The organism is Pedobacter arcticus A12, from assembly GCF_000302595.1.
GTDB lineage: Bacteria > Bacteroidota > Bacteroidia > Sphingobacteriales > Sphingobacteriaceae > Pseudopedobacter > Pseudopedobacter arcticus.
On the sequence record NZ_JH947127.1, the window covers coordinates 875,399 to 894,841 of the forward strand.

The window sequence follows — 19,443 nt, forward strand, 5'->3', positions numbered from 1 at the left end:
CTTTAAAAAAGACGCTCTTATCTAACTAATCACTATTTTTGCAAAAAAATAATCTCGTGGAAAATCAAACATTTGACGTAGCAATTATTGGCGGAGGAATTGTCGGTGCTGCTACATTCTATAAACTTCAGAAAAGAAACCCAGAACTAAATATTATCCTTATTGAAAAGGAAAAGCAATTTGCGGATCACCAAACCGGAAACAACTCTGGAGTAATTCATTCTGGTTTATATTACAAACCGGGTTCTTTAAAAGCGGAGAATTGTGTGAAAGGCCGACACGAATTAGTTGAATTTGCTAAAGCGAACAAGGTGCCTCATGATGTTTGCGGAAAAGTGGTGGTGGCTACCAAAAAAGACGAACTCCCTTATCTTGATAAAATCTTTAACATTGGCTTAGAGAACAAAATTGAAGGGATTGAAAAGATTGACGCTAATCAAATTAAAGAGCATGAACCTTTTGTAGAAGGTGTGGCAGGGATTTTAGTCCCTTGTACAGGAATTATCGACTATCGCGATGCAACTGAAAAGATGATTGCTAATGCCTTGGGAATAAACACCAATTCTAAAACTATTTTAGGCGAAGAGATTGTGGATATTGAAAGTAACGATAGCTATTCTACGGTAATTGGAGCAACGCAAAAATTCAAAGCCAAACACTTAATTTTTTGTGCTGGATTGCAAGCTGATAGATTAGCCCGCAAAGATGGACTTGATTTAAAAGAACAGGTAGTAGGTTTCCGTGGAGACTATTACGAACTTACCGACCAAGCGAAACATAAAGTTAAAAACCTGATTTATCCTGTTCCTAACCCAGATTTCCCGTTCCTTGGCGTTCATTTTACAAGGATGACCAACGGTCATATTGAATGCGGACCCAACGCAGTTTTTACGTTTAAACGCGAAGGATATGGCAAGCTTGATTTTGACTTGAAAGATACGTATGACGCATTGACTTATGCAGGTACTTGGAAATTATTTTTTAAGAATATGAAATTTGGAATTGATGAATACCGCCGGGCATTCTCTAAAAAATTATTCCTTAAAACGTTGCAAGGTTTAATTCCGTCTTTAACGATGGAAGACTTAAAACCAGGCGGTTCTGGTGTAAGAGCATTATTGTTAGGACAAGACGGAGACACAAGAGATGATTTTAGAATTGAATATCATAATCATTCTATTCATGTGCTTAACGCACCTTCTCCGGCAGCTACGGCTTCACTTGCTATTGGAGGGCAAATTGCCGAAAAAGCAGAGAAACACTTTTTTAGTAAATAACGCGAGTTCAATTCGTTTCCCATTTAGGCTTAATGAGCAATGTTTCGTTCTTATAAGTCGCGTTAACGATAGCAGTGACATCCTTTTTTTTTCCTTCGACTCGGCTCAGGATGGCAAAAAAAGACATAACGGACAGCGTGTTAAAATGCCCAAATAATTATCAATTTCTGACAAATAAAAATAAAAAAAACCGCCCTGAAATTCAGAGCGGTATCTTGATACTTGATACTAAAGATCCTACTACTTAATAACGGTAAGCATCAGATTTGAAAGGACCTTCGACAGTTACTCCGATATAATCAGCCTGGTCAGAAGATAATTCTTCTAATTCAACACCAATTTTAGCTAAGTGTAAACGAGCAACTTTTTCATCTAAAGTTTTTGGCAATACATAAACCTTATTTTCATAAGCTCCTGAATTCGTCCATAACTCCAACTGAGCTAAAGTTTGGTTAGTAAATGAGTTAGACATTACAAATGATGGGTGACCAGTTGCACAACCTAAATTCACTAAACGCCCCTCAGCTAATACGATTACATCGTTTCCGTTGATGGTATATTTATCTACCTGTGGTTTAATTTCGATTTTTGATGCACCATGGTTTTTGTTTAACCAAGCCATATCAATTTCGTTATCAAAGTGACCGATGTTACAAACAATAGCTTTGTCTTTCAATGCTTCGAAATGCTTTCCAGTAACAATATCTTTATTACCAGTTGCCGTAACAACGATGTCTGCTTCTTTAATTGCAGTAGTTAGTTTTTTAACTTCGTACCCTTCCATTGCAGCTTGTAAAGCACAAATTGGGTCAATTTCTGTAACGATTACGCGTACACCAGCTCTTGCTAAAGATTCTGCAGAACCTTTACCCACATCACCGTAACCACAAACAACACCTACCTTACCAGCCATCATTACGTCAGTTGCTCTGCGAATTGCATCAACCAGTGACTCGCGACAACCGTATTTGTTATCAAATTTAGATTTAGTAACCGAATCGTTAATGTTGATTGCAGGCATTGGTAAAGTTCCCTTTTTCACACGGTCGTGTAAACGAAGAACACCAGTAGTTGTTTCTTCAGAAATACCTTTAATTCCAGCTGCTAATTCTGGATATCTATCTAAAACCATGTTGGTTAAATCACCACCATCGTCTAAAATCATGTTTAATGGTTCGCGGTTTTCACCGAAAAACAAAGTTTGTTCAATACACCAATCAAATTCCTCTTCGTTTAAGCCTTTCCAAGCATAAACTGGAATACCAGCAGCAGCAATTGCAGCAGCAGCGTGATCTTGAGTGGAAAAAATATTACATGAAGACCAAGTTACATCGGCGCCTAAAGCAACCAATGTTTCAATTAAAACTGCAGTTTGGATGGTCATGTGTAAACAACCTGCAATTCTAGCTCCTTTAAGTGGTTGGCTAGCGCCAAACTCTTCTCTAAGAGCCATTAAACCGGGCATTTCTGCTTCGGCTAGTTCAATTTCTTTCCTTCCCCATTCTGCAAGGGAAATGTCCTTAACTTTATAAGGAACGTATTTTGTCTCTACTGATGACATAGTTAATTATTTAGTGAGCTGCAAAGGTAATTAATAGCACTATGAAATTCAAATGGTTATGGTAAAGAGAATGTTAAGAATAATTATATTTATTTATTGTTGGATATCTAAAATTCGTTATAATTGGAATTAATTTTCATACTTTTGAAATCAATGGCTGAACAAAAATTTCCTATTTTAACAAATCCGCCTATTAAAGTTGCTATTTTTGAAATTAGGTTTAAAAACGAGTCCCAAGTCTTTCCTCCATCTTTGGAAGAGTTCAACAATTATTTTAAGAGCTTATTTCCTATCGTTCAAAACAACATTAATAAAAATATCGAAATAAATGATTTGCCAAATGGCGAGACTAGTTTCAATATCACGGGTCAAGAAATAAATCAGATTCGCTATTTTTCCAGTGACAAAACAAAAGTTTTATCGCTAAGTAAAGATGGTTTCATATTAAACATTAACAATTCATATGAATCTTGGGAGGATCATATATCGCTTTTTAGAAGTTTATGGGGTCAATATTCAGCATCTGTCTTAAAAAATGATTATTCTTTATTAAGGGCGTCCACTAGATTTATTAATCATTTTGAAATTCTCAATCTAGAAAATCCCGCTGATTATTTTAAAACAACTATTTACGCTGATGAAAACGTTATTCCGGCTCCAGTAAATTCGTTTCTTTTTAAGTACAATACAGTTTTAAATGGAGAAGATATACAAATCCATGTTGTTCAAGGATTCGAGCCTCCCATTGATAACAAAACCATATATATGTTCGACATTGACGTTATCTCAATAAAAAATTTCTCAGAAACCGAACTATGGAGCAAATTTGACCGCCTTAGAGAATTGAAAAATCAAACTTTTTTTAATAATTTGACCGACAAAGCTATTAACTCTTTATTATGATTTTACAGAAGTCTTTAACAATGATACCTCTCATTGTCGGAATTTCGTCTAGTACTTTTCATTATGACAAAACCGATATCGTTTTTAATGAAAAAGATATAAAGAACAATCTAATTATATCAGACGTAAATCCAAAGTTATTCCAAGAAAACCTAAGCTCCATGGATTATGACAATAATTACCTTGAAAATCAGCTAAAAACTCTTGTTAAAAAGTGGAAAAACGAGACTTTGGTTTTATCTGACGTACATAAGATTATGGATAATAATAATTTCAAACAAATTCTTTCATTTAAACTAAAGGCTCTCCCGTTTTTATTAAATGAATTAAAAGAAAGACCTAGTACGCTCGTATGGGCTATAAATATGATTTTAGACAGAAAAATATCTAATCAAGCGTTATCTATCAAAGATGCTTCTAAGGCTTGGGTTAACTGGGGCATTCAAAACAATCTTATTGCTTGATAGTTAATGTTATTGGACTCTCCTGAAAATCGAATCTCTGTAGAAAAAGAATTTCCAGCTCTGGCTAACGACCCTTATTTTAAAATCACCAGCCCTGATGATGAAAAATATAATTGCATAGCTTGGGCATGTGGAATTAATAATATTTGGTATTGGCCTTTCCCAAGTATTGATGGTGTAGTTACTTGGCCTATAACAGAAAAAACTAAAGAAATCAGCTCCTTGATAAAACTGTTCGAGATGAAGGGATTCAAACTTTGTGAAGGCTATGATTTTGACCCCACCCTTGTTAAGATAGCTTTATACGTGGATAGCAATAATGAATTTACGCATGCAGCTAGACAAAATCGAGATGGTTTATGGAAAAGCAAACTTGGGCAATGGTTCGACATCATTCACGGTACTCCATATACCATAGAAAACAACATCTATGGTAAGGCCGAATATTTTATGTCAGCTAAATTTTAGCGAACGTTTTATTATTATGATAAAGGATATTAATCCCACCAATACAAAGCTTAAAACAGATAAAATCTTTAGTTCGCTTTTCTACCCATTAATCTCTTTCCACAACATATCTTTCAGCTCTATCAAACCTTTGTTGGCTAAAGAAGAAATAAATATTGATGGTACATCCTTAGGCAACTGAGCAGTCATCTCTTTTTGAAGCTCGTCGTCCAATAAATCGGTTTTAGTAATCGCAATAATCTTCGGTTTTTGAAGTAATTCTGGATTAAACGCGGTTAGCTCAGAAAGTAAAATATCGTATTCTTCTTTAATCGTCCGAGTAGTATCAGCCGGAACCATAAATAAAAGAACTGCGTTACGCTCAATATGGCGCAAAAACCTAAAACCTAAACCTTTTCCTTCTGATGCACCTTCGATGATCCCAGGAATATCTGCCATGATAAACGACTGATGTCCGCGGTAAGAAACGATACCCAAATTAGGAACGATTGTAGTAAACGGGTAGTCGCCAATTTCTGGTTTTGCCGCTGTAATTACTGAAAGTAAAGTTGATTTACCTGCATTCGGAAAACCTACCAGACCAACATCCGCCAATACTTTTAATTCTAAAACACGCCATGCTTCCTGCCCAGGCATACCCGGTTGTGCATAACGTGGTGTTTGGTGGGTTGCTGATTTAAAATGCGAATTTCCTAAACCACCTTTTCCTCCAGGCAGTAAAATTTGTTCCTCACCATCTTCGGTAATTTCAAAAAGAATTTCTCCTGTTTCGGCATCTTTGGCTACTGTTCCTAATGGAACTTCCAAAATCTCATCACGACCCATTTTACCACTTTTCATGGTTGCGCCACCTGCTCCGCCTTCGCCAGCAAAAACGTGTTTACGAAATTTTAGATGTAATAAAGTCCAAAGTTGTGCATTGCCTTTAACAATTACGTGTCCGCCGCGGGCACCATCGCCTCCAGCTGGACCACCCATGCTCGTTTTTTTATCGCGATGTAAATAAGCAGAACCTGGCCCGCCTTTCCCCGATTTACAGGAAATTTTTACATAATCTACAAAATTTGTTCCTTGAGACATGGTGTGTATTTAATGTTATTTGATATTAATTAATGAGTTATGTGTTTTTTAATGACAACCCGAACAAAGAAATTATTTTCCCCTCACCCACAGTCTTTTCTGCCCTCATGCCGGGCAACGGCATTTACTTTTTTCCGAAAAAAGTAAACAAAAACTCTCGCCTGAGCCATTTGCTATTAATGGAAGTGCTTTTCCTTCTTCACCTCTTCCGCAAATGCCAAGGGCGAATTTAAGTATATTCAAAGCCAGTGCTAGTCGGAGACCATAAAAACATACAATCCATATTAATTAACAATGCAATAAAACAAAGAAACTGCTTAACCGTATTAATTAAGCAGTTTCTAAATAATTGAACTTCTGGATTAAAGCTTTTCTACTACTGCTTTAATATCAGAAAAGATATTTTCTATGCTACCAATTCCTTGAACCGAATAAAATTTACTTTGTGATTTGTAAAAGTTAGCAACCGGAGCAGTTTTAGTGGTGTATTCGTGTACTCGCTTTTTAATAATTTCAGGATTTTGATCATCTGGTCTGCCAGAATCTTTTCCTCTTAACAACAAACGCTTTCCTAATTCTTCTTCTTCAACTTCTAAGGCAATCATTCCAGAAATGGCTTCATTTTTCGAAACTAATAACTGATCCAACGCTTCCGCCTGTGCAACTGTACGTGGAAAACCGTCGAAAATAAATCCTTTAGCATCTTTATTTTGATCCAATTTATTAGAAATCATCCCTATCACCACTTCATCTGGAACCAATAAACCTTCATCCATTAGCTTTTTTGCTTCTAAGCCAAGCGGAGTTCCGTTAGTGATTTCACCTCTCAAAATATCACCTGTAGAAAGATGAATCAAGTTATATTGTTGAATTAAATTTTGAGATTGTGTGCCTTTGCCAGCACCTGGAGGGCCGAAGAGAACGATATTTAGCATATATTTCTATTAAAATTAAAAAGCCTTTTTGCTTTGGCAAAAAGGCTTTACCTTAAATTAATGGTGAACCTGAAGGGATTCGAACCCCTAACCTCCTGATCCGTAGTCAAGTGCTCTATCCAGTTGAGCCACAGGTCCATTTTATTATTTTAATGCCCTTTTTAATTTTAAAACATTGCGTTTTCCTTAAATCGGATTGCAAAAGTAGCTATTCAAACTTGTATTGCAAAATTTTTGTGAAAATCTATTTGAGAAGGAAGATATAAGTAGCAAGAATCACGTCGGTTTGTTCTTAACAATGAAATCTCAGTCTCCATTTCACAAGCATTCTATCAGTCAGAATTCGAGCTTTGAGAACAAAGAGCAAAAGATTAAGGAGCAAGGACCAACTTCTTGTTGGACTATTTAAGCATTCTTTCCTTCAATTACTTAGAAGCAAGAGACAAGACACAAGAACCAAGACAAATTATCCTTTCCAACATTCCAAAACTCCATCCTTCCTCTTCACCCCTTCACCACTCCAATCACCTTAAATTTCTCAAAAACTTTTTCGGTATGCGGCGCATCTTTCAATTCATCGGTTAAATCCTGACCGGCCCAATGCTCATAATGTTTACCTGCTCGCCATAAACGGCTCTCGGTTACATCGTAAATCATCCCTAAATAAGCCACCCAAATCTGGGGCTTATCTTGTCCGTTCCGTAAAGCCAACTGTGATTTCGTGTACTTAGGCAATTCGCTTTCCATCTTTATTTCTAAAATATTCAAAGAAAAGTAAATTCAACAGAATCAAAGACATCGAATAAAAATGGTCCTCAAAAGGAATTGTCCCAACTCTAAAACCCATATTCTGAGCGTTATTATAACTAACAATTGGAATGGCTGTTAATATGCCGTTAACGATATAAAACGGAATTAGCGACACCGCGTAAGCCACATAAAACTTGCCCATATCCAAATTAATGGGCTTTGTTAATGTATAAAGCAAAACGACTGCTAAGGTTAAAAAGTTGATAATACTATATAAGCGATCGGCAAATAGAAGTGCTAGAATCAGGCTCAGTGCCAACAAAAATAAACTGATATATTTCACCAGCTTCTCGCTGATTTTTAGTTTAAAATAGCAGATCAAGCATTCGTAAATAAAAATGCAAGCGAACGGAACCGTGACAAAAAACAGCATTTCCTCTAACGGCAATCCGAAAAGCTTGATACCTAAAATATAATCATCGTTAAAAGACCAAACGTTTTTTAGGGTGAAAACAGAATCCCAAGCTAAGTACAAAACACCTGCTATCAACAACCCAGGCACAATGTATTTCCACTTTTTATAGAATGCCACTTTTTTATCGAAAGATAAAATCAGTGGAAAAAGAATGGTAAAAAAATTAATAAGTAGGTAAGTGTAATTTTTATCCATTTAAACTAAAGCTTTTCTTAAAACAGCAATTTCCTGCGCATTACATTTTTCACTATCAATCATAAAATTCACAATCGTGTTAAAAACCGATTTATCCATCTTTGTTTCCGATGTGTGGTTGCTTTTAACAAGCGCAACAATTCTGTCTTTGTCAACCGTTAAATTTTTGCTATAGCCTAAAAAAGCGGGAACGTAATACTGCAAACTAAACCGCAAAAACCTCACCTCTAACTGGTTTGGATCTTTGGCTACTGCTTTATCGATGGTTGCAAAACCCTTTTTTAAGTAGCTTAATTTATTTACAGGATTCCAAGCGTGTTTACCTTGAATTGCCTCTACCGAACCTAAGTAAGCCAGTATTAAAGCATCCGGATTCTTCACTGCCTTTAATTTTTTGTACAGTTCATCGGCTTTGTCGCTATCATCTACCGACAAAATATAATCCTTCCGCAACTGATTAATATCGATCGCTTTGGATTGATAAAATGAGCCGATAAAAAATATGATGGTTAAAATAATCTTCATCTCTAATGTGTGGTTTACACTCTGGTAAACGAATTAAAATCAAACATAGTTTAATTTACTCTTCAGCAAGGCTTCTGCCATCAAATAAATTTTACGCGAATCGGAAATTCTAATTCTGCGGTCGGAGATGGTTGCTGAAGAAGTACTTCTAATCTTTTTAAACAACTCTAAGTAATAAACATAAGCAATATAAACACCTAGTTTTGCACCTTTTGGTAATCGTTTAATCCCCAACAATGCATCATCAAAATCGGCTTTAATATCAGCTTCAATATCTTTTTTGTCCTGCTCTGTAAAACGGGTAAAATCTACACCCGGAAAATACGTTCGGCCACGTTCATCAAAATCAGCCTTGATATCCCTTAAAAAGTTAATCTTTTGAAAAGCGGCACCTAACCTTCTGGCCTGGGGTAATAAATCCTGATATTTCTCCTCATCACCATCACAAAAAATCCGCAAACACATCAACCCAACTACCTCGGCAGATCCATAAATGTATTCGTGATAGCTATCATCAGTATAGCTGGTTTTATCCAAATCCATTTCCATAGATTTTAGAAAGGCTTCTATCAAATCAAAAGTGATGTTATATTTATTTACCACCTCCTGAAAAGCCTGCAGAACCGGATTTAAGCTGATTTTTTGAGCGATAGCTTCTTCAGTATCTGTTTTAAACTTACCAATCAGATATGCTTTATCTTTATCATGAAAGGTATCTACGATCTCATCAGCATACCTCACAAAGCCATAAATCGCATAAATTGGATACTGCAACTCTTTAGAAAATGCTTTGATACCCAAACTAAAGGAAGTACTGTACTTATTGGTGATGATTTTGCTGCACTCGAAACAAGTTTCGTTATAAAGATTCATGGATAGTTTCGACATATTTTTTAAAATACGGTTTTTTGTTCCTTTTGTTTTCAATTGCGCCAAACAAAATAGCTAATTTTAGAATTATCAGTGAATATGCAGCAAAAAAAACAAATTCATGTTATCGGTTCTGGATTTTCCGGCCTGGCAGCTTCAGCTATTTTGGCAAAACAAGGTTATGATGTAACTATCGTAGAAAAAAACGAACAAACTGGTGGCAGGGCAAGATTGTGGAAAAGCGAAGGCTTTACTTTTGACATGGGCCCTAGTTGGTACTGGATGCCCGATATTTTTGAAAACTATTTTGCTCTTTTCGGAAAGAAAGTGAGCGATTTTTACGACTTAAAAAGATTAGACCCAGGTTATCGAGTTTATTTTGGTGCGGATGATTTTATGGATATACCTGCAAACATGCAGGATTTGGAAGCGCTCTTCGAAAATTACGAAGCTGGAAGTTCTGTTGGGTTGCGGAAGTTTATGGACCAAGCTGCCTATAAATATAAAAGTGCCATGGGCGATTACGTTTTTCGGCCATCTCACCATTTAGGCGAATTCATCGATTTAAAAATGATGCTCGAAAGTTTGCGCATCCACATGCTTAAACCGATGGCAAAACATGTACGCCAGTATTTCACCAACACCAAACTGATTCAACTTTTAGAGTTCCCTGTTTTATTTTTGGGTGCAACGGCGCAAAAAATACCGGCAATGTACAGCTTAATGAACCATGCAGATTTAGCCATGGGCACTTGGTACCCCATGGGCGGCATGTACGAGATTGTAAAAGCGATGACCAAAATTGCAACTGATAACGGCGTAAAAATCGTGTTAAACACTGAAGTGCAGAAGATTGACATTGAGAATGGTATCGCTAAAAAACTGATTACCAATAACGGAGATTATGAAACAGATTTTGTGGTTGCTGCCGGCGATTACCATTTTATAGAGCAAAATCTCATCGAGAAAAAATACAGAAACTACGATGAAAAATATTGGGAAAGCCGCACCATGTCGCCCTCCTCTTTACTTTTCTACATCGGTTTAGATAAGAAAATTGACGGCATCCAACATCATAACCTATTTTTTGATGAAGATCTAGATCAGCATGCTAAAGAAATTTACACAACACCACAATGGCCGTCAAAACCATTATTCTACGTTTCATGTGTAAGTAAAACCGATTTAGCTTCTGCGCCAGAGGGAAAAGAGAACCTGTTTTTCTTGATCCCACTAGCTCCAGGGTTGGAGGATACCGAAGAATACCGTGAGCAATATTACAACATTATGATGGATAGGTTTGAAAAAATAACGGGGCAAACCATCCGTGGACACGAACTTGTAAAACGAGGTTACGCCATGCAGGATTTTACTAAGGATTATCACTCTTACAAAGGAAACGCCTACGGTTTAGCAAACACACTGGCGCAAACGGCATTTTTTAAACCAGCGATGAGAGCCAAAAAGATTAAGAACCTGTTGTTTACTGGTCAGCTAACAGTTCCCGGTCCAGGCGTTCCTCCGGCAATTATATCCGGACAGGTGGTAGCAAAGGAAGTGGATATTTTGTTAAGGAAAATATAAAAAGGTTGAAAGCTTAATATAAAAAGCTTAAATCGAAAGCCTAATTTAGAGCACATTATAATGAGCATTTTACAAGATAGAAACGACGTACCATCTAAGAAGAAGATTTTTTATCCGATTCAACAACCTTTAAGAAATTACTTAATTAAGTTTGATAGAGAGCTGGAACTGCCCATACAGTATGCTGACATGCTTCGCTTTAATTTGGCCACGCCACTTTTGGATAAGAACGACAAAGACACGCTTTGGAAAACCGTTTATTATGACGAAAGTGAGATGAAAGAACTTTATGCGGGTTTAAAATACATTTATGCCTTGATGCATGCGGCGGGGCGCTTAGCTGTAATGAATCACCTTTCCGTATCGAGGATAGACTATTGCTCATTTGGCAATTCAAAGCCTTTCAGAGTTCGTATTATCAACCACTTGAATGACAATTACGACCATTTTTATGTAAAACGAGCTGATGCTTCACGGATTTACGGCTTAGAGCTGGAGCACATTTTATCTCCAAACAGAATAAATTACATCACCAATAAAGAAACACTAATTGAGGAGCATATTCCGGGTTTACCGGGCGATGTTTTTGTAGATGAATATATCAACGACATTAAGTTCAACCAAACTCGGATCAGCAAAGAATTTGTTAAATTTAATGAACGCTGTTTTGTGCGGTTATTGGGCGATATGCGCTCTTACAATTTCGTGGTGGACATTACGCCCGACATTGAAGGTAATCAATACCGGATTAGGGCGATAGATTTTGACCAACAATCTTACGAAGGCAAGCTAAAACTTTACCTACCACAGTATTTTAAAGAAAACAATAACCTGGTTTTTTTAGGGATGGATTCCATCAACGAGCAAACCATGAAGCAATATCAACAAGAAGAACGAAGTATCATTAGTCACCGCGTAAAATTAGGTCGCTACCGAATCCGTGAACTTTTTGATGCTTCTTTAAACGATGAAATTGCTCCCTTGGAAAAAACTTTGGCACTGGGACAGGAATTGGCGGCTTATCATCAAGATAAAAAATTTACTAAAATTAAGCACATGGGACGTATGGTTAAAGCACATTTGTATGCCTGCCTAACTAGTAAAGTGCATGATTGATCGCCGCTACTTTTCAGCTAAAGGCAAAGTAAATTTACCCAAGTAATCCTCATCTAATTTAGTAAAAAACAATCCATTTCAGAACAAAATTAGACTTTTTAGAGACCGAATAATTACCATCTAAAGACACTCAATTGAATAGGTTGCGTATATTTATACTGAAATAAAAACGGGCGCATAAACGCCTGCCAGACAAATTTATCATCGTCATGGAAAATCAGAAACGTAACTTACGGATTCAACAAGAACTTGTAAATAGCATTATACATGGTTTCGGAATTATTTTCGGGATTGTGAGTATTCCAATCTTAATTGCTTTAGCACTTAAAAGCAATAACACCTCAGGAGTTATTGGCGCTGCCATTTATGGATTTTGTTTTTTACAGCTTTTTACTTTCTCTACGCTGTATCACGGCTTTCAACATCCACAAGCAAAACGCGTTTTAGAAATCCTGGACCACATCAGTATTTATTTCCTAATTGCAGGAACTTACACACCCTTTCTGTTAATCTATTTAAACAATCCATTTGGTATTACTTTATTATCCATATTATGGAGTTTAACAGCTCTTGGAATCGTTTTCAAAATATTTTTTACTGGTAAATGGAACATAACTTCAACGATTGTTTACGTGACGATGGGCTGTATTTTATTAGTGGGCGGACGAACCTTTTTCACCTCTATACCAAACAACGTAATGATCATGATTTTGATTGGAGGTGGACTTTATCTATTGGGCGTTATTTTTTATCTGTGGGAAAAGTATCCGTTTAACCATGCTGTTTGGCACTTTTTCGTTTTAGCAGCAGCGGTTTGCCACTATGTGGCTATTTTGCTGGCAGTGTAATAAGAAAGTGAGAAGTATGCATCGACTTTAAAAAGAAAAACCTGTTTAAATTGGAATTCCAACAGTTCTTGGAATACTTTTAAAAGCATCAATTTTATAGAATTTCTTATTAGTTCGTGTATTGACAAACCATTTAATCATTAAAAGAAATCCAGCTTCTTTTAAACCGAGTAGTTACCTATTTCTAAACTAAAAACTAACTAACTAACTAACTAACTAACTAACTAACTAACTAACTAACTAACTAACTAACTAACTAACTAACTAACTAACTAAATAACTAACTAACTAACTAACTAACTAACTAACTAACTAACTAACTAACTAACTAACTAACTAACTAACTAACTAACTAACTAACTAACTAACTAACTAACTAACTAACTAACTAACTAACTAACTAACTAACTAACTAACTAACTAACTAACTAACTAACTAACTAACTAACTAACTAACTAACTAACTAACTAACTAACTAACTAACTAACTAACTAACTAACTAACTAACTAACTAACTAACTAACTAACTAACTAACTAACTAACTAACTAACTAACTAACTAACTAACTAACTAACTAACTAACTAACTAACTAACTAACTAACTAACTAACTAACTAACTAACTAACTAACTAACTAACTAACTAACTAACTAACTAACTAACTAACTAACTAACTAACTAACTAACTAACTAACTAACTAACTAACTAACTAACTAACTAACTAACTAACTAACTAACTAACTAACTAACTAACTAACTAACTAACTAACTAACTAACTAACTAACTAACTAACTAACTAACTAACTAACTAACTAACTAACTAACTAACTAACTAACTAACTAACTAACTAACTAACTAACTAACTAACTAACTAACTAACTAACTAACTAACTAACTAACTAACTAACTAACTAACTAACTAACTAACTAACTAACTAACTAACTAACTAACTAACTAACTAACTAACTAACTAACTAACTAACTAACTAACTAACTAACTAACTAACAACTAAAAACTAACTAACATCACCATTTCATAGTTTTTTTAAGGTAAGCCGTTAGTTCAGTAGCAATTTCTGTATGTTCTGCAACGGAAGGATGACTTCCACAGCCTTTATGGTATTGCTGGGTAAAAATATATTTGCCAACGTTGTGATCGCCATCTGCGATCATTTTTTCCTCAACCGCTGTTAGGTATTTCACCAAAGCCTGCTTTAATTCGGTGCTAGCCATTGGGCTAGATAAAAATATCAATTTCGCCTTTGGATAATAAGTTCTTAGTGTTTTAGCAAATTTGACATAAGCACTGGTAAATAGCACAGAGTCTTGTACGCCGTCATTTTGCCCTAAACAAATGCTAACTACATCTGGCTGGTAAAGGCTAAAATCCCATTTTATGGAATCTTTAGCCATGTTTACTTTATCGAAAACCTGTGGCATCACTATTTTTTTTCCGCAACAGCTATGCATTAATCCAATTCCAGAAACTGACGATAAATGCCATTGCGCATTTAAACTTCTTGACGTTGTAGGTCCGTAAGCTTGGTAAGCATTGTGCTGGTGGTGCCATTCGCCGTCCCCACATTTAACTTGGCTTTCATCGCTGCCGGCACCACAGGTAATGGAATCCCCAATATATTCTATTCTCCGTGGTGGCTTTGCTTGCTGTTTAAGGAGCTTTTCGCAAGTAATCCCCAAAATTTCAATGTACCCATTTTCAGACTCTGTACTTTTACATACCAAAACCGTATGCACCCCTTCGTTTAAGTCTTTCCCAAGTATTAGCTCATTTTCTTTACCTTTTAATTGAATTCTATAAGCAGGCTGATCATCAATTTTTACGGTTAAATAATTGTTGACTTTTCCCCAAAGCAACTCGTCATTAACTTGTAACATGCAAAAACTGCCACTAAATTTTATTTGCAGATAAGCCCCGGATGCCCAAATCTTTGGCTTTGTTGGTGTAGAGAAATCGACACGTCCGGTATATTGGATATAGCTATGGTTGGCCGGATAAAAATGAGACACATTACCTGCTTTGCTACTTAAAGCGCAAGTCCAAAAACCGAGAATTAACAAAACTATATTCCTCATCATACTATACAAAAATCCGTTTGCCAGAAAGGCTTTCTCTAAACTCTTTAGGTGTACAGCCTTTCTTCTTTTTAAAAATCCTGTTAAAATTAGAGATATTGTTGAACCCACAATTGTATGCTACTTCAGCAACTGCCTCCGTGGTATCTATCAACTTTCTAGACGCATGACCTAGCCTAATCTCTGTTAAGCTATCGATAAAGCTAGTGCCGGTTCTGCTTTTGAAAAATCTGCTAAAGGAAACTTCTGTCATGCTGGCAATTTTAGCTACCTCTGCAAGATTAACCGGTTTGTCAAAATTTGCATTGATATATTCCATTACTTTTTCTACTCTACGGCTTTTATAAGAAAATTCGGCATTACTAAAAGTTGCATCAGACAGTGTACGCATATCCCTAGACGTTGATAGATCATGAAGAATAGACATTAATTCTAGTACAGAATCAAAGCCATGCTTTTTTTTCAGTCTTATCAATCGTGGGCCCACAGCCGCGGCCGTTTCGTTTGAAAATAGAATACCGCATTTTGATTTTTCGAACATTTCTCTAACTACACGGAGCTGGTTACGCCGAAGAAATTTTTCATCGAATAAATCTTTATGAAACTGGATCGTTACTTCATGTATTTCTTTTCCTGCTAACTTATACGTTTCCCAAACATGCGGTAGGTTACTGCCTACAAGAACCAGTTCGGCATCTCCGATTTCTTCAATATGATCACCTACAACCCTCCTAGCTCCGCTAGCGTTCGAGATAAAGTTCAGTTCCATCTCTTCATGGTAGTGTAAAGGAAAATCGAAGTCTTGCTTTTTTCTTTCGAAAATCGTAAAACAATCACTGGTAGTCAGTGGCGTAATTTCTTTTATTATATTTAAGTGGTTCACGCTAATTAAAATAATATCAATATATAGGATAAAATAACACCATCAACAAATATATAGCAACAAAAGATAAATAGCTAATAAAAAGACTATAACAAATCATAAAACCACCTTATCATTAACAATCAATATTATAAAGTTTTAAAAACATTGAAATATGATAAAAAAGTATTACTTAATGGATGACATCACTTGCTACATTTGGTTAAACCAATTTAAACCAATATGCTTAATAAACTTACTCTTAATTTATTGGCAGTACTTGTTTGTCTATTATATACGACTCAGTCTTTCGCTCAAGGCTTAAAACTTTCCGGACGGGTTTCTGATGACACTGGCTCTCCGCTATCTGGGGTTTCCGTGAGCATAAAAGACACAAAAACAAGTACTCTCACTGGCGCCAATGGCGAATTCACTATTAGCGCAACATCCAAGGAGCAAACCATCGCTTTTTCTTATTTGGGTATGGAGAGTTTACAACTTCCCATTGGCAACAAAACTTTTTTCGGCGTTAGGCTAAAATCTAAAAACACGATGCTTTCTGATGTTGTTGTCATCGGCTACGGAACGGTAAAAAAATCAGATCTTACTGGCTCGGTTGCCAGAATAGAAAGGGAAGATTTTATAAAAGATGTACCCACAAATATTTTACAAGCCATGCAAGGCAAAGTTGCGGGCGTAAATGTTACGCAAAACGACGGTGCGCCAGGCGCTGGATTAAGTATCAGAATCAGGGGTTCAAACTCATTTTTAGGAGGCACAGAACCTTTGTATATTATTGATGGCGTTCCGTTCAACAATTCTAGCTCGGGCAGTACGCCTTCATCTATCGGCGAAGACGAAAAACAGACGCTTAATGCAATGTCTTTCATCAATCCAAACGACATTGAAAGCATCGACATTTTGAAAGATGCTTCGGCTACTGCTATTTACGGGTCTCGTGGCGCAAACGGCGTAGTGTTAATTACCACTAGAAAAGGCAAAAGCGGTAAAGACAGAATTGAAGGGACTTTTAATGTGGGAACTGCACAAGTATCTAAAAGAATGGATGTTTTAAACCCATCTGAGTATGCTACCTACCAAAACTTAGCATATCTTAATTCAAATATTTATACCGGAACCAATTACGCTGTCCCCTACTCTGGCACACAGGTACCGGATCCTTTAAATCCAGGACAAACCTATTACGATAAAGGTCCGCAAGATTATGTAGGCAATAACAACAACTGGCAAGATCGGATTTTTCGCCAAGGGGTGTATCAAAACTATTCGGTAAATATCGCCGGCGGTACAGATGCAGGCACACACAGTGTAACTTTCAACTATCTAGATCAAGAAGGTACAGTGTTAAATTCTAAATACAACAGATTTGGATTAGGACTTAACCTAAACAGAAATATTAGTAAGACTTTTAAAATGGGAACAAGCACTTCGCTTGCCAACACAACTACAAACGGGGTAAAAACCGGTACCGATAAGTCTGACGCCGCAAGTGCTGGTATTATTCGTTCTGCAATTACATTTCCATCTACCATATCCGACCCAATTGCTTACGACGGTGTTGGCGATGCATTTATCACCAATCCTTATGTTTATGTAAACGAGGTGCTGAACAAAGTTAAAGGCTTGAATATTTTTTCTTCCAATTATGTAGAAGCAAATTTTCTAAAGGATTTTAAATTTAGGCAAAACGTGGGTTTCAATTACTCGAACAGTGCGAGAGACCAATACTACCCAAGAGGTGTTTATGAAGGCTTTTCGATGAAAGGTTGGGGTTTAAAAGCTGATAATATTTGGAGCAACATTACCTCAGAAAGTATTGTGACTTACAATAAAAAAATCAACAAACACTCGGTTAATGCAACAGGTGCTAGCACCTTTGAACGCACAAACGGTCAAAGCAAAAGAGTTGAAGCTAAAACGTTCCCAAATGATGGCTTGCAGAATGAAAACCTGGCAGCTGGAGAAGTAATAATGCCTGTAATTAGTTCTCGTTATCAATCTACCCTAATTTCATTTTTAGGGCGTGTAAACTATAATTTTGACAGCCGCTATCTCCTCACGGTTTCTTACCGCCAGGATGGGTCTAGTAAATTTGGCAAAGACAACAAGTGGGCGGGTTTCCCTTCGGCAGCAGCGGCATGGAAAATTTCTGAAGAAGATTTCTTAAAAAACGTAAACGCAATTAGTGATTTAAAACTGCGTACCAGCTACGGAAAAACAGGTAATCAAGGTATTGGCTCTTATGCATCTTTATCTAAACTTAGTGTATATAATTATGTGTTGGGAGGTGCTGTGCAAACAGGCTTAGCAAACGATTTATTTGCCGGGCCAGCTAATGAAAAGCTAAAGTGGGAAACTACTAGCGCCTACAATTTGGGTTTAGACCTTGGCATGTTTAAAAACCGATTGAATTTAAGCATTGATCTGTATCAAAAAACTACCGACGATCTGTTGCAGAATTTAGTTATCCCATCATCCACAGGTTTTAGAACCAAACTAGTTAACTCAGGCTCTATAGAAAATAAAGGTGTAGAAGTAACTCTAAGTGGTGTAATTGCCAAAACCAAAAATTTTGAATGGGGCTCTAACTTCAATATCTCTTTTAACAGAAATAAAATCTTAAGCCTAGGCTCAGATGTAACTGAACAGTATGGAAGAAACATTTCTACAGGAGATGCTCCGTTTATACAAACCGTTGGTAAACCAATAGGTGCGCTTTACGGCTATGTAGAAGATGGTTATTATGACAATGAAGCTGAAGTAAGAAATGATTTGGTTTACACCAACCAAGGTGATGCTATCATTAAGCGCACAATAGGTGAAGCTAAATATAAAAACCTAGACAATGACCCTACATCTATCGGCCAGAAAGACAGAACTTTTATTGGAGACGTAAACCCAGATTACACTTTTGGCTTTACCAATAACTTTAAGTTCAAAAGGTTTGATTTAAGTGTTTTTGTAAACGGAGTGCAAGGCAACAACATTATTAATATGAATACCAGGTTTAATGCAAACCTTGGAACCAACAAAAACATCACACAAGAAATGGCTGATGGCGCTTGGGCACAAGGCAACGATAACACCAATGCCACTGGTCCTAAAATAATACGCCAGTTTTTTAGAACGCTTTTATTTAGCGAGAGATTTATAGAAGATGGAAGTTTTGTGAGGGTTAAAAATGTAACATTAGGTTATAATGTACCACTAAAATCTAAAACACTTACTGCATTAAGGGTTTCTGTAGGGGCAAATAATCTATTTACCATTACTAATTACTCGGGTTTTGACCCAGAAATCAACAGTTACGGCGATAATCCTGCAGTATTTGGTGTAGACTTAGGTGGCTATCCTAATTCACGTACCTATAACTTCTCATTACGTTGCAATTTCTAACTTTAATTAAAAA

The 19,443-nt window shown here is 36.4% G+C and carries 17 protein-coding genes and 1 tRNA gene; 8 read left to right on the plus strand and 10 right to left on the minus strand.

Annotated features, from left to right (window positions below):
* The first annotated feature begins 56 nt into the window (after nt 1-56).
* Nucleotides 57-1,277 carry an L-2-hydroxyglutarate oxidase gene (gene lhgO, locus B176_RS0115525; protein ID WP_017259748.1) on the plus strand — a complete coding sequence of 407 codons (1,221 nt, stop codon included), beginning with the start codon at nt 57-59 and terminating at the stop codon, nt 1,275-1,277.
* Nucleotides 1,278-1,521: 244 nt separating this feature from the next.
* Here the strand turns inward: lhgO and ahcY are convergent, their stop codons facing one another.
* A complete protein-coding gene (gene ahcY / locus B176_RS0115535) occupies nt 1,522-2,838 on the minus strand; it encodes an adenosylhomocysteinase (protein WP_017259750.1) in 1,317 nt (438 codons plus the stop codon).
* 153 nt (nt 2,839-2,991) lie between these two features.
* On the opposite strand from ahcY, the gene B176_RS0115540 reads away from it, so the two are divergent.
* The 3 genes from B176_RS0115540 to B176_RS19735 are packed head-to-tail and all read left to right on the plus strand — an operon-like array spanning nt 2,992 to nt 4,673.
* A complete protein-coding gene (locus B176_RS0115540) occupies nt 2,992-3,741 on the plus strand; it encodes a TIGR04255 family protein (protein WP_017259751.1) in 750 nt (249 codons plus the stop codon).
* Nucleotides 3,738-4,205, plus strand: a complete 468-nt coding sequence (locus B176_RS0115545; RefSeq protein WP_017259752.1) for a hypothetical protein — start codon at nt 3,738-3,740, stop codon at nt 4,203-4,205. The genes B176_RS0115540 and B176_RS0115545 overlap by 4 nt, the downstream gene beginning before the upstream one ends.
* A 6-nt stretch (nt 4,206-4,211) precedes the next feature.
* Nucleotides 4,212-4,673 carry a DUF7689 domain-containing protein gene (locus B176_RS19735; protein WP_017259753.1) on the plus strand — a complete coding sequence of 154 codons (462 nt, stop codon included), beginning with the start codon at nt 4,212-4,214 and terminating at the stop codon, nt 4,671-4,673.
* A gap of 81 nt (nt 4,674-4,754) precedes the next feature.
* Here B176_RS19735 and obgE read toward each other — a convergent pair whose 3' ends face one another.
* The 7 genes from obgE to B176_RS0115585 form a co-directional block, all read right to left on the minus strand.
* Nucleotides 4,755-5,753: a GTPase ObgE gene (gene obgE, locus B176_RS0115555; protein ID WP_017259754.1), complete on the minus strand. Its 999-nt coding sequence runs from the start codon at nt 5,751-5,753 to the stop codon at nt 4,755-4,757.
* A 362-nt stretch (nt 5,754-6,115) separates the two neighbouring features.
* Nucleotides 6,116-6,688: an adenylate kinase gene (locus B176_RS0115560; RefSeq protein ID WP_017259755.1), complete on the minus strand. Its 573-nt coding sequence runs from the start codon at nt 6,686-6,688 to the stop codon at nt 6,116-6,118.
* 61 nt (nt 6,689-6,749) lie between these two features.
* Nucleotides 6,750-6,826, minus strand: a tRNA-Arg gene (locus tag B176_RS0115565).
* A gap of 366 nt (nt 6,827-7,192) precedes the next feature.
* The gene (locus B176_RS0115570; protein WP_017259756.1) at nt 7,193-7,435 is read right to left on the minus strand and encodes a cytochrome b5 domain-containing protein; all 243 of its coding nucleotides are present in this window, start codon (nt 7,433-7,435) and stop codon (nt 7,193-7,195) included.
* Nucleotides 7,416-8,108, minus strand: coding sequence for a lycopene cyclase domain-containing protein (locus tag B176_RS0115575; RefSeq protein WP_017259757.1), 693 nt, complete (start codon nt 8,106-8,108; stop codon nt 7,416-7,418). The genes B176_RS0115570 and B176_RS0115575 overlap by 20 nt, the downstream gene beginning before the upstream one ends.
* Nucleotides 8,109-8,633, minus strand: coding sequence for a hypothetical protein (locus B176_RS0115580; protein WP_017259758.1), 525 nt, complete (start codon nt 8,631-8,633; stop codon nt 8,109-8,111).
* A gap of 39 nt (nt 8,634-8,672) precedes the next feature.
* Nucleotides 8,673-9,521, minus strand: a complete 849-nt coding sequence (locus B176_RS0115585; RefSeq protein WP_237739841.1) for a phytoene/squalene synthase family protein — start codon at nt 9,519-9,521, stop codon at nt 8,673-8,675.
* A gap of 81 nt (nt 9,522-9,602) precedes the next feature.
* Between B176_RS0115585 and B176_RS0115590 the strand changes: the two genes are divergently transcribed.
* The 3 genes from B176_RS0115590 to trhA all read left to right on the plus strand — a co-directional run bounded on the left by B176_RS0115590 (nt 9,603) and on the right by trhA (nt 13,051).
* Complete coding sequence (locus tag B176_RS0115590) at nt 9,603-11,087, plus strand: phytoene desaturase family protein (RefSeq protein WP_017259760.1); 1,485 nt, start codon at nt 9,603-9,605, stop codon at nt 11,085-11,087.
* A 60-nt stretch (nt 11,088-11,147) separates the two neighbouring features.
* Nucleotides 11,148-12,203, plus strand: a complete 1,056-nt coding sequence (locus B176_RS0115595; protein WP_017259761.1) for a hypothetical protein — start codon at nt 11,148-11,150, stop codon at nt 12,201-12,203.
* Between the two features lie 209 nt (nt 12,204-12,412).
* Complete coding sequence (gene trhA / locus B176_RS0115600; RefSeq protein WP_017259762.1) at nt 12,413-13,051, plus strand: PAQR family membrane homeostasis protein TrhA; 639 nt, start codon at nt 12,413-12,415, stop codon at nt 13,049-13,051.
* A gap of 1,032 nt (nt 13,052-14,083) precedes the next feature.
* Here the strand turns inward: trhA and B176_RS0115605 are convergent.
* Nucleotides 14,084-15,154 carry an SGNH/GDSL hydrolase family protein gene (locus B176_RS0115605; protein ID WP_017259763.1) on the minus strand — a complete coding sequence of 357 codons (1,071 nt, stop codon included), beginning with the start codon at nt 15,152-15,154 and terminating at the stop codon, nt 14,084-14,086.
* A 1-nt stretch (nt 15,155) separates the two neighbouring features.
* Nucleotides 15,156-16,034 carry an AraC family transcriptional regulator gene (locus B176_RS0115610; protein ID WP_017259764.1) on the minus strand — a complete coding sequence of 293 codons (879 nt, stop codon included), beginning with the start codon at nt 16,032-16,034 and terminating at the stop codon, nt 15,156-15,158.
* Nucleotides 16,035-16,256: 222 nt separating this feature from the next.
* On the opposite strand from B176_RS0115610, the gene B176_RS0115615 reads away from it, so the two are divergent.
* Nucleotides 16,257-19,430: a SusC/RagA family TonB-linked outer membrane protein gene (locus tag B176_RS0115615; RefSeq protein ID WP_017259765.1), complete on the plus strand. Its 3,174-nt coding sequence runs from the start codon at nt 16,257-16,259 to the stop codon at nt 19,428-19,430.
* Nucleotides 19,431-19,443 lie beyond the last annotated feature (13 nt).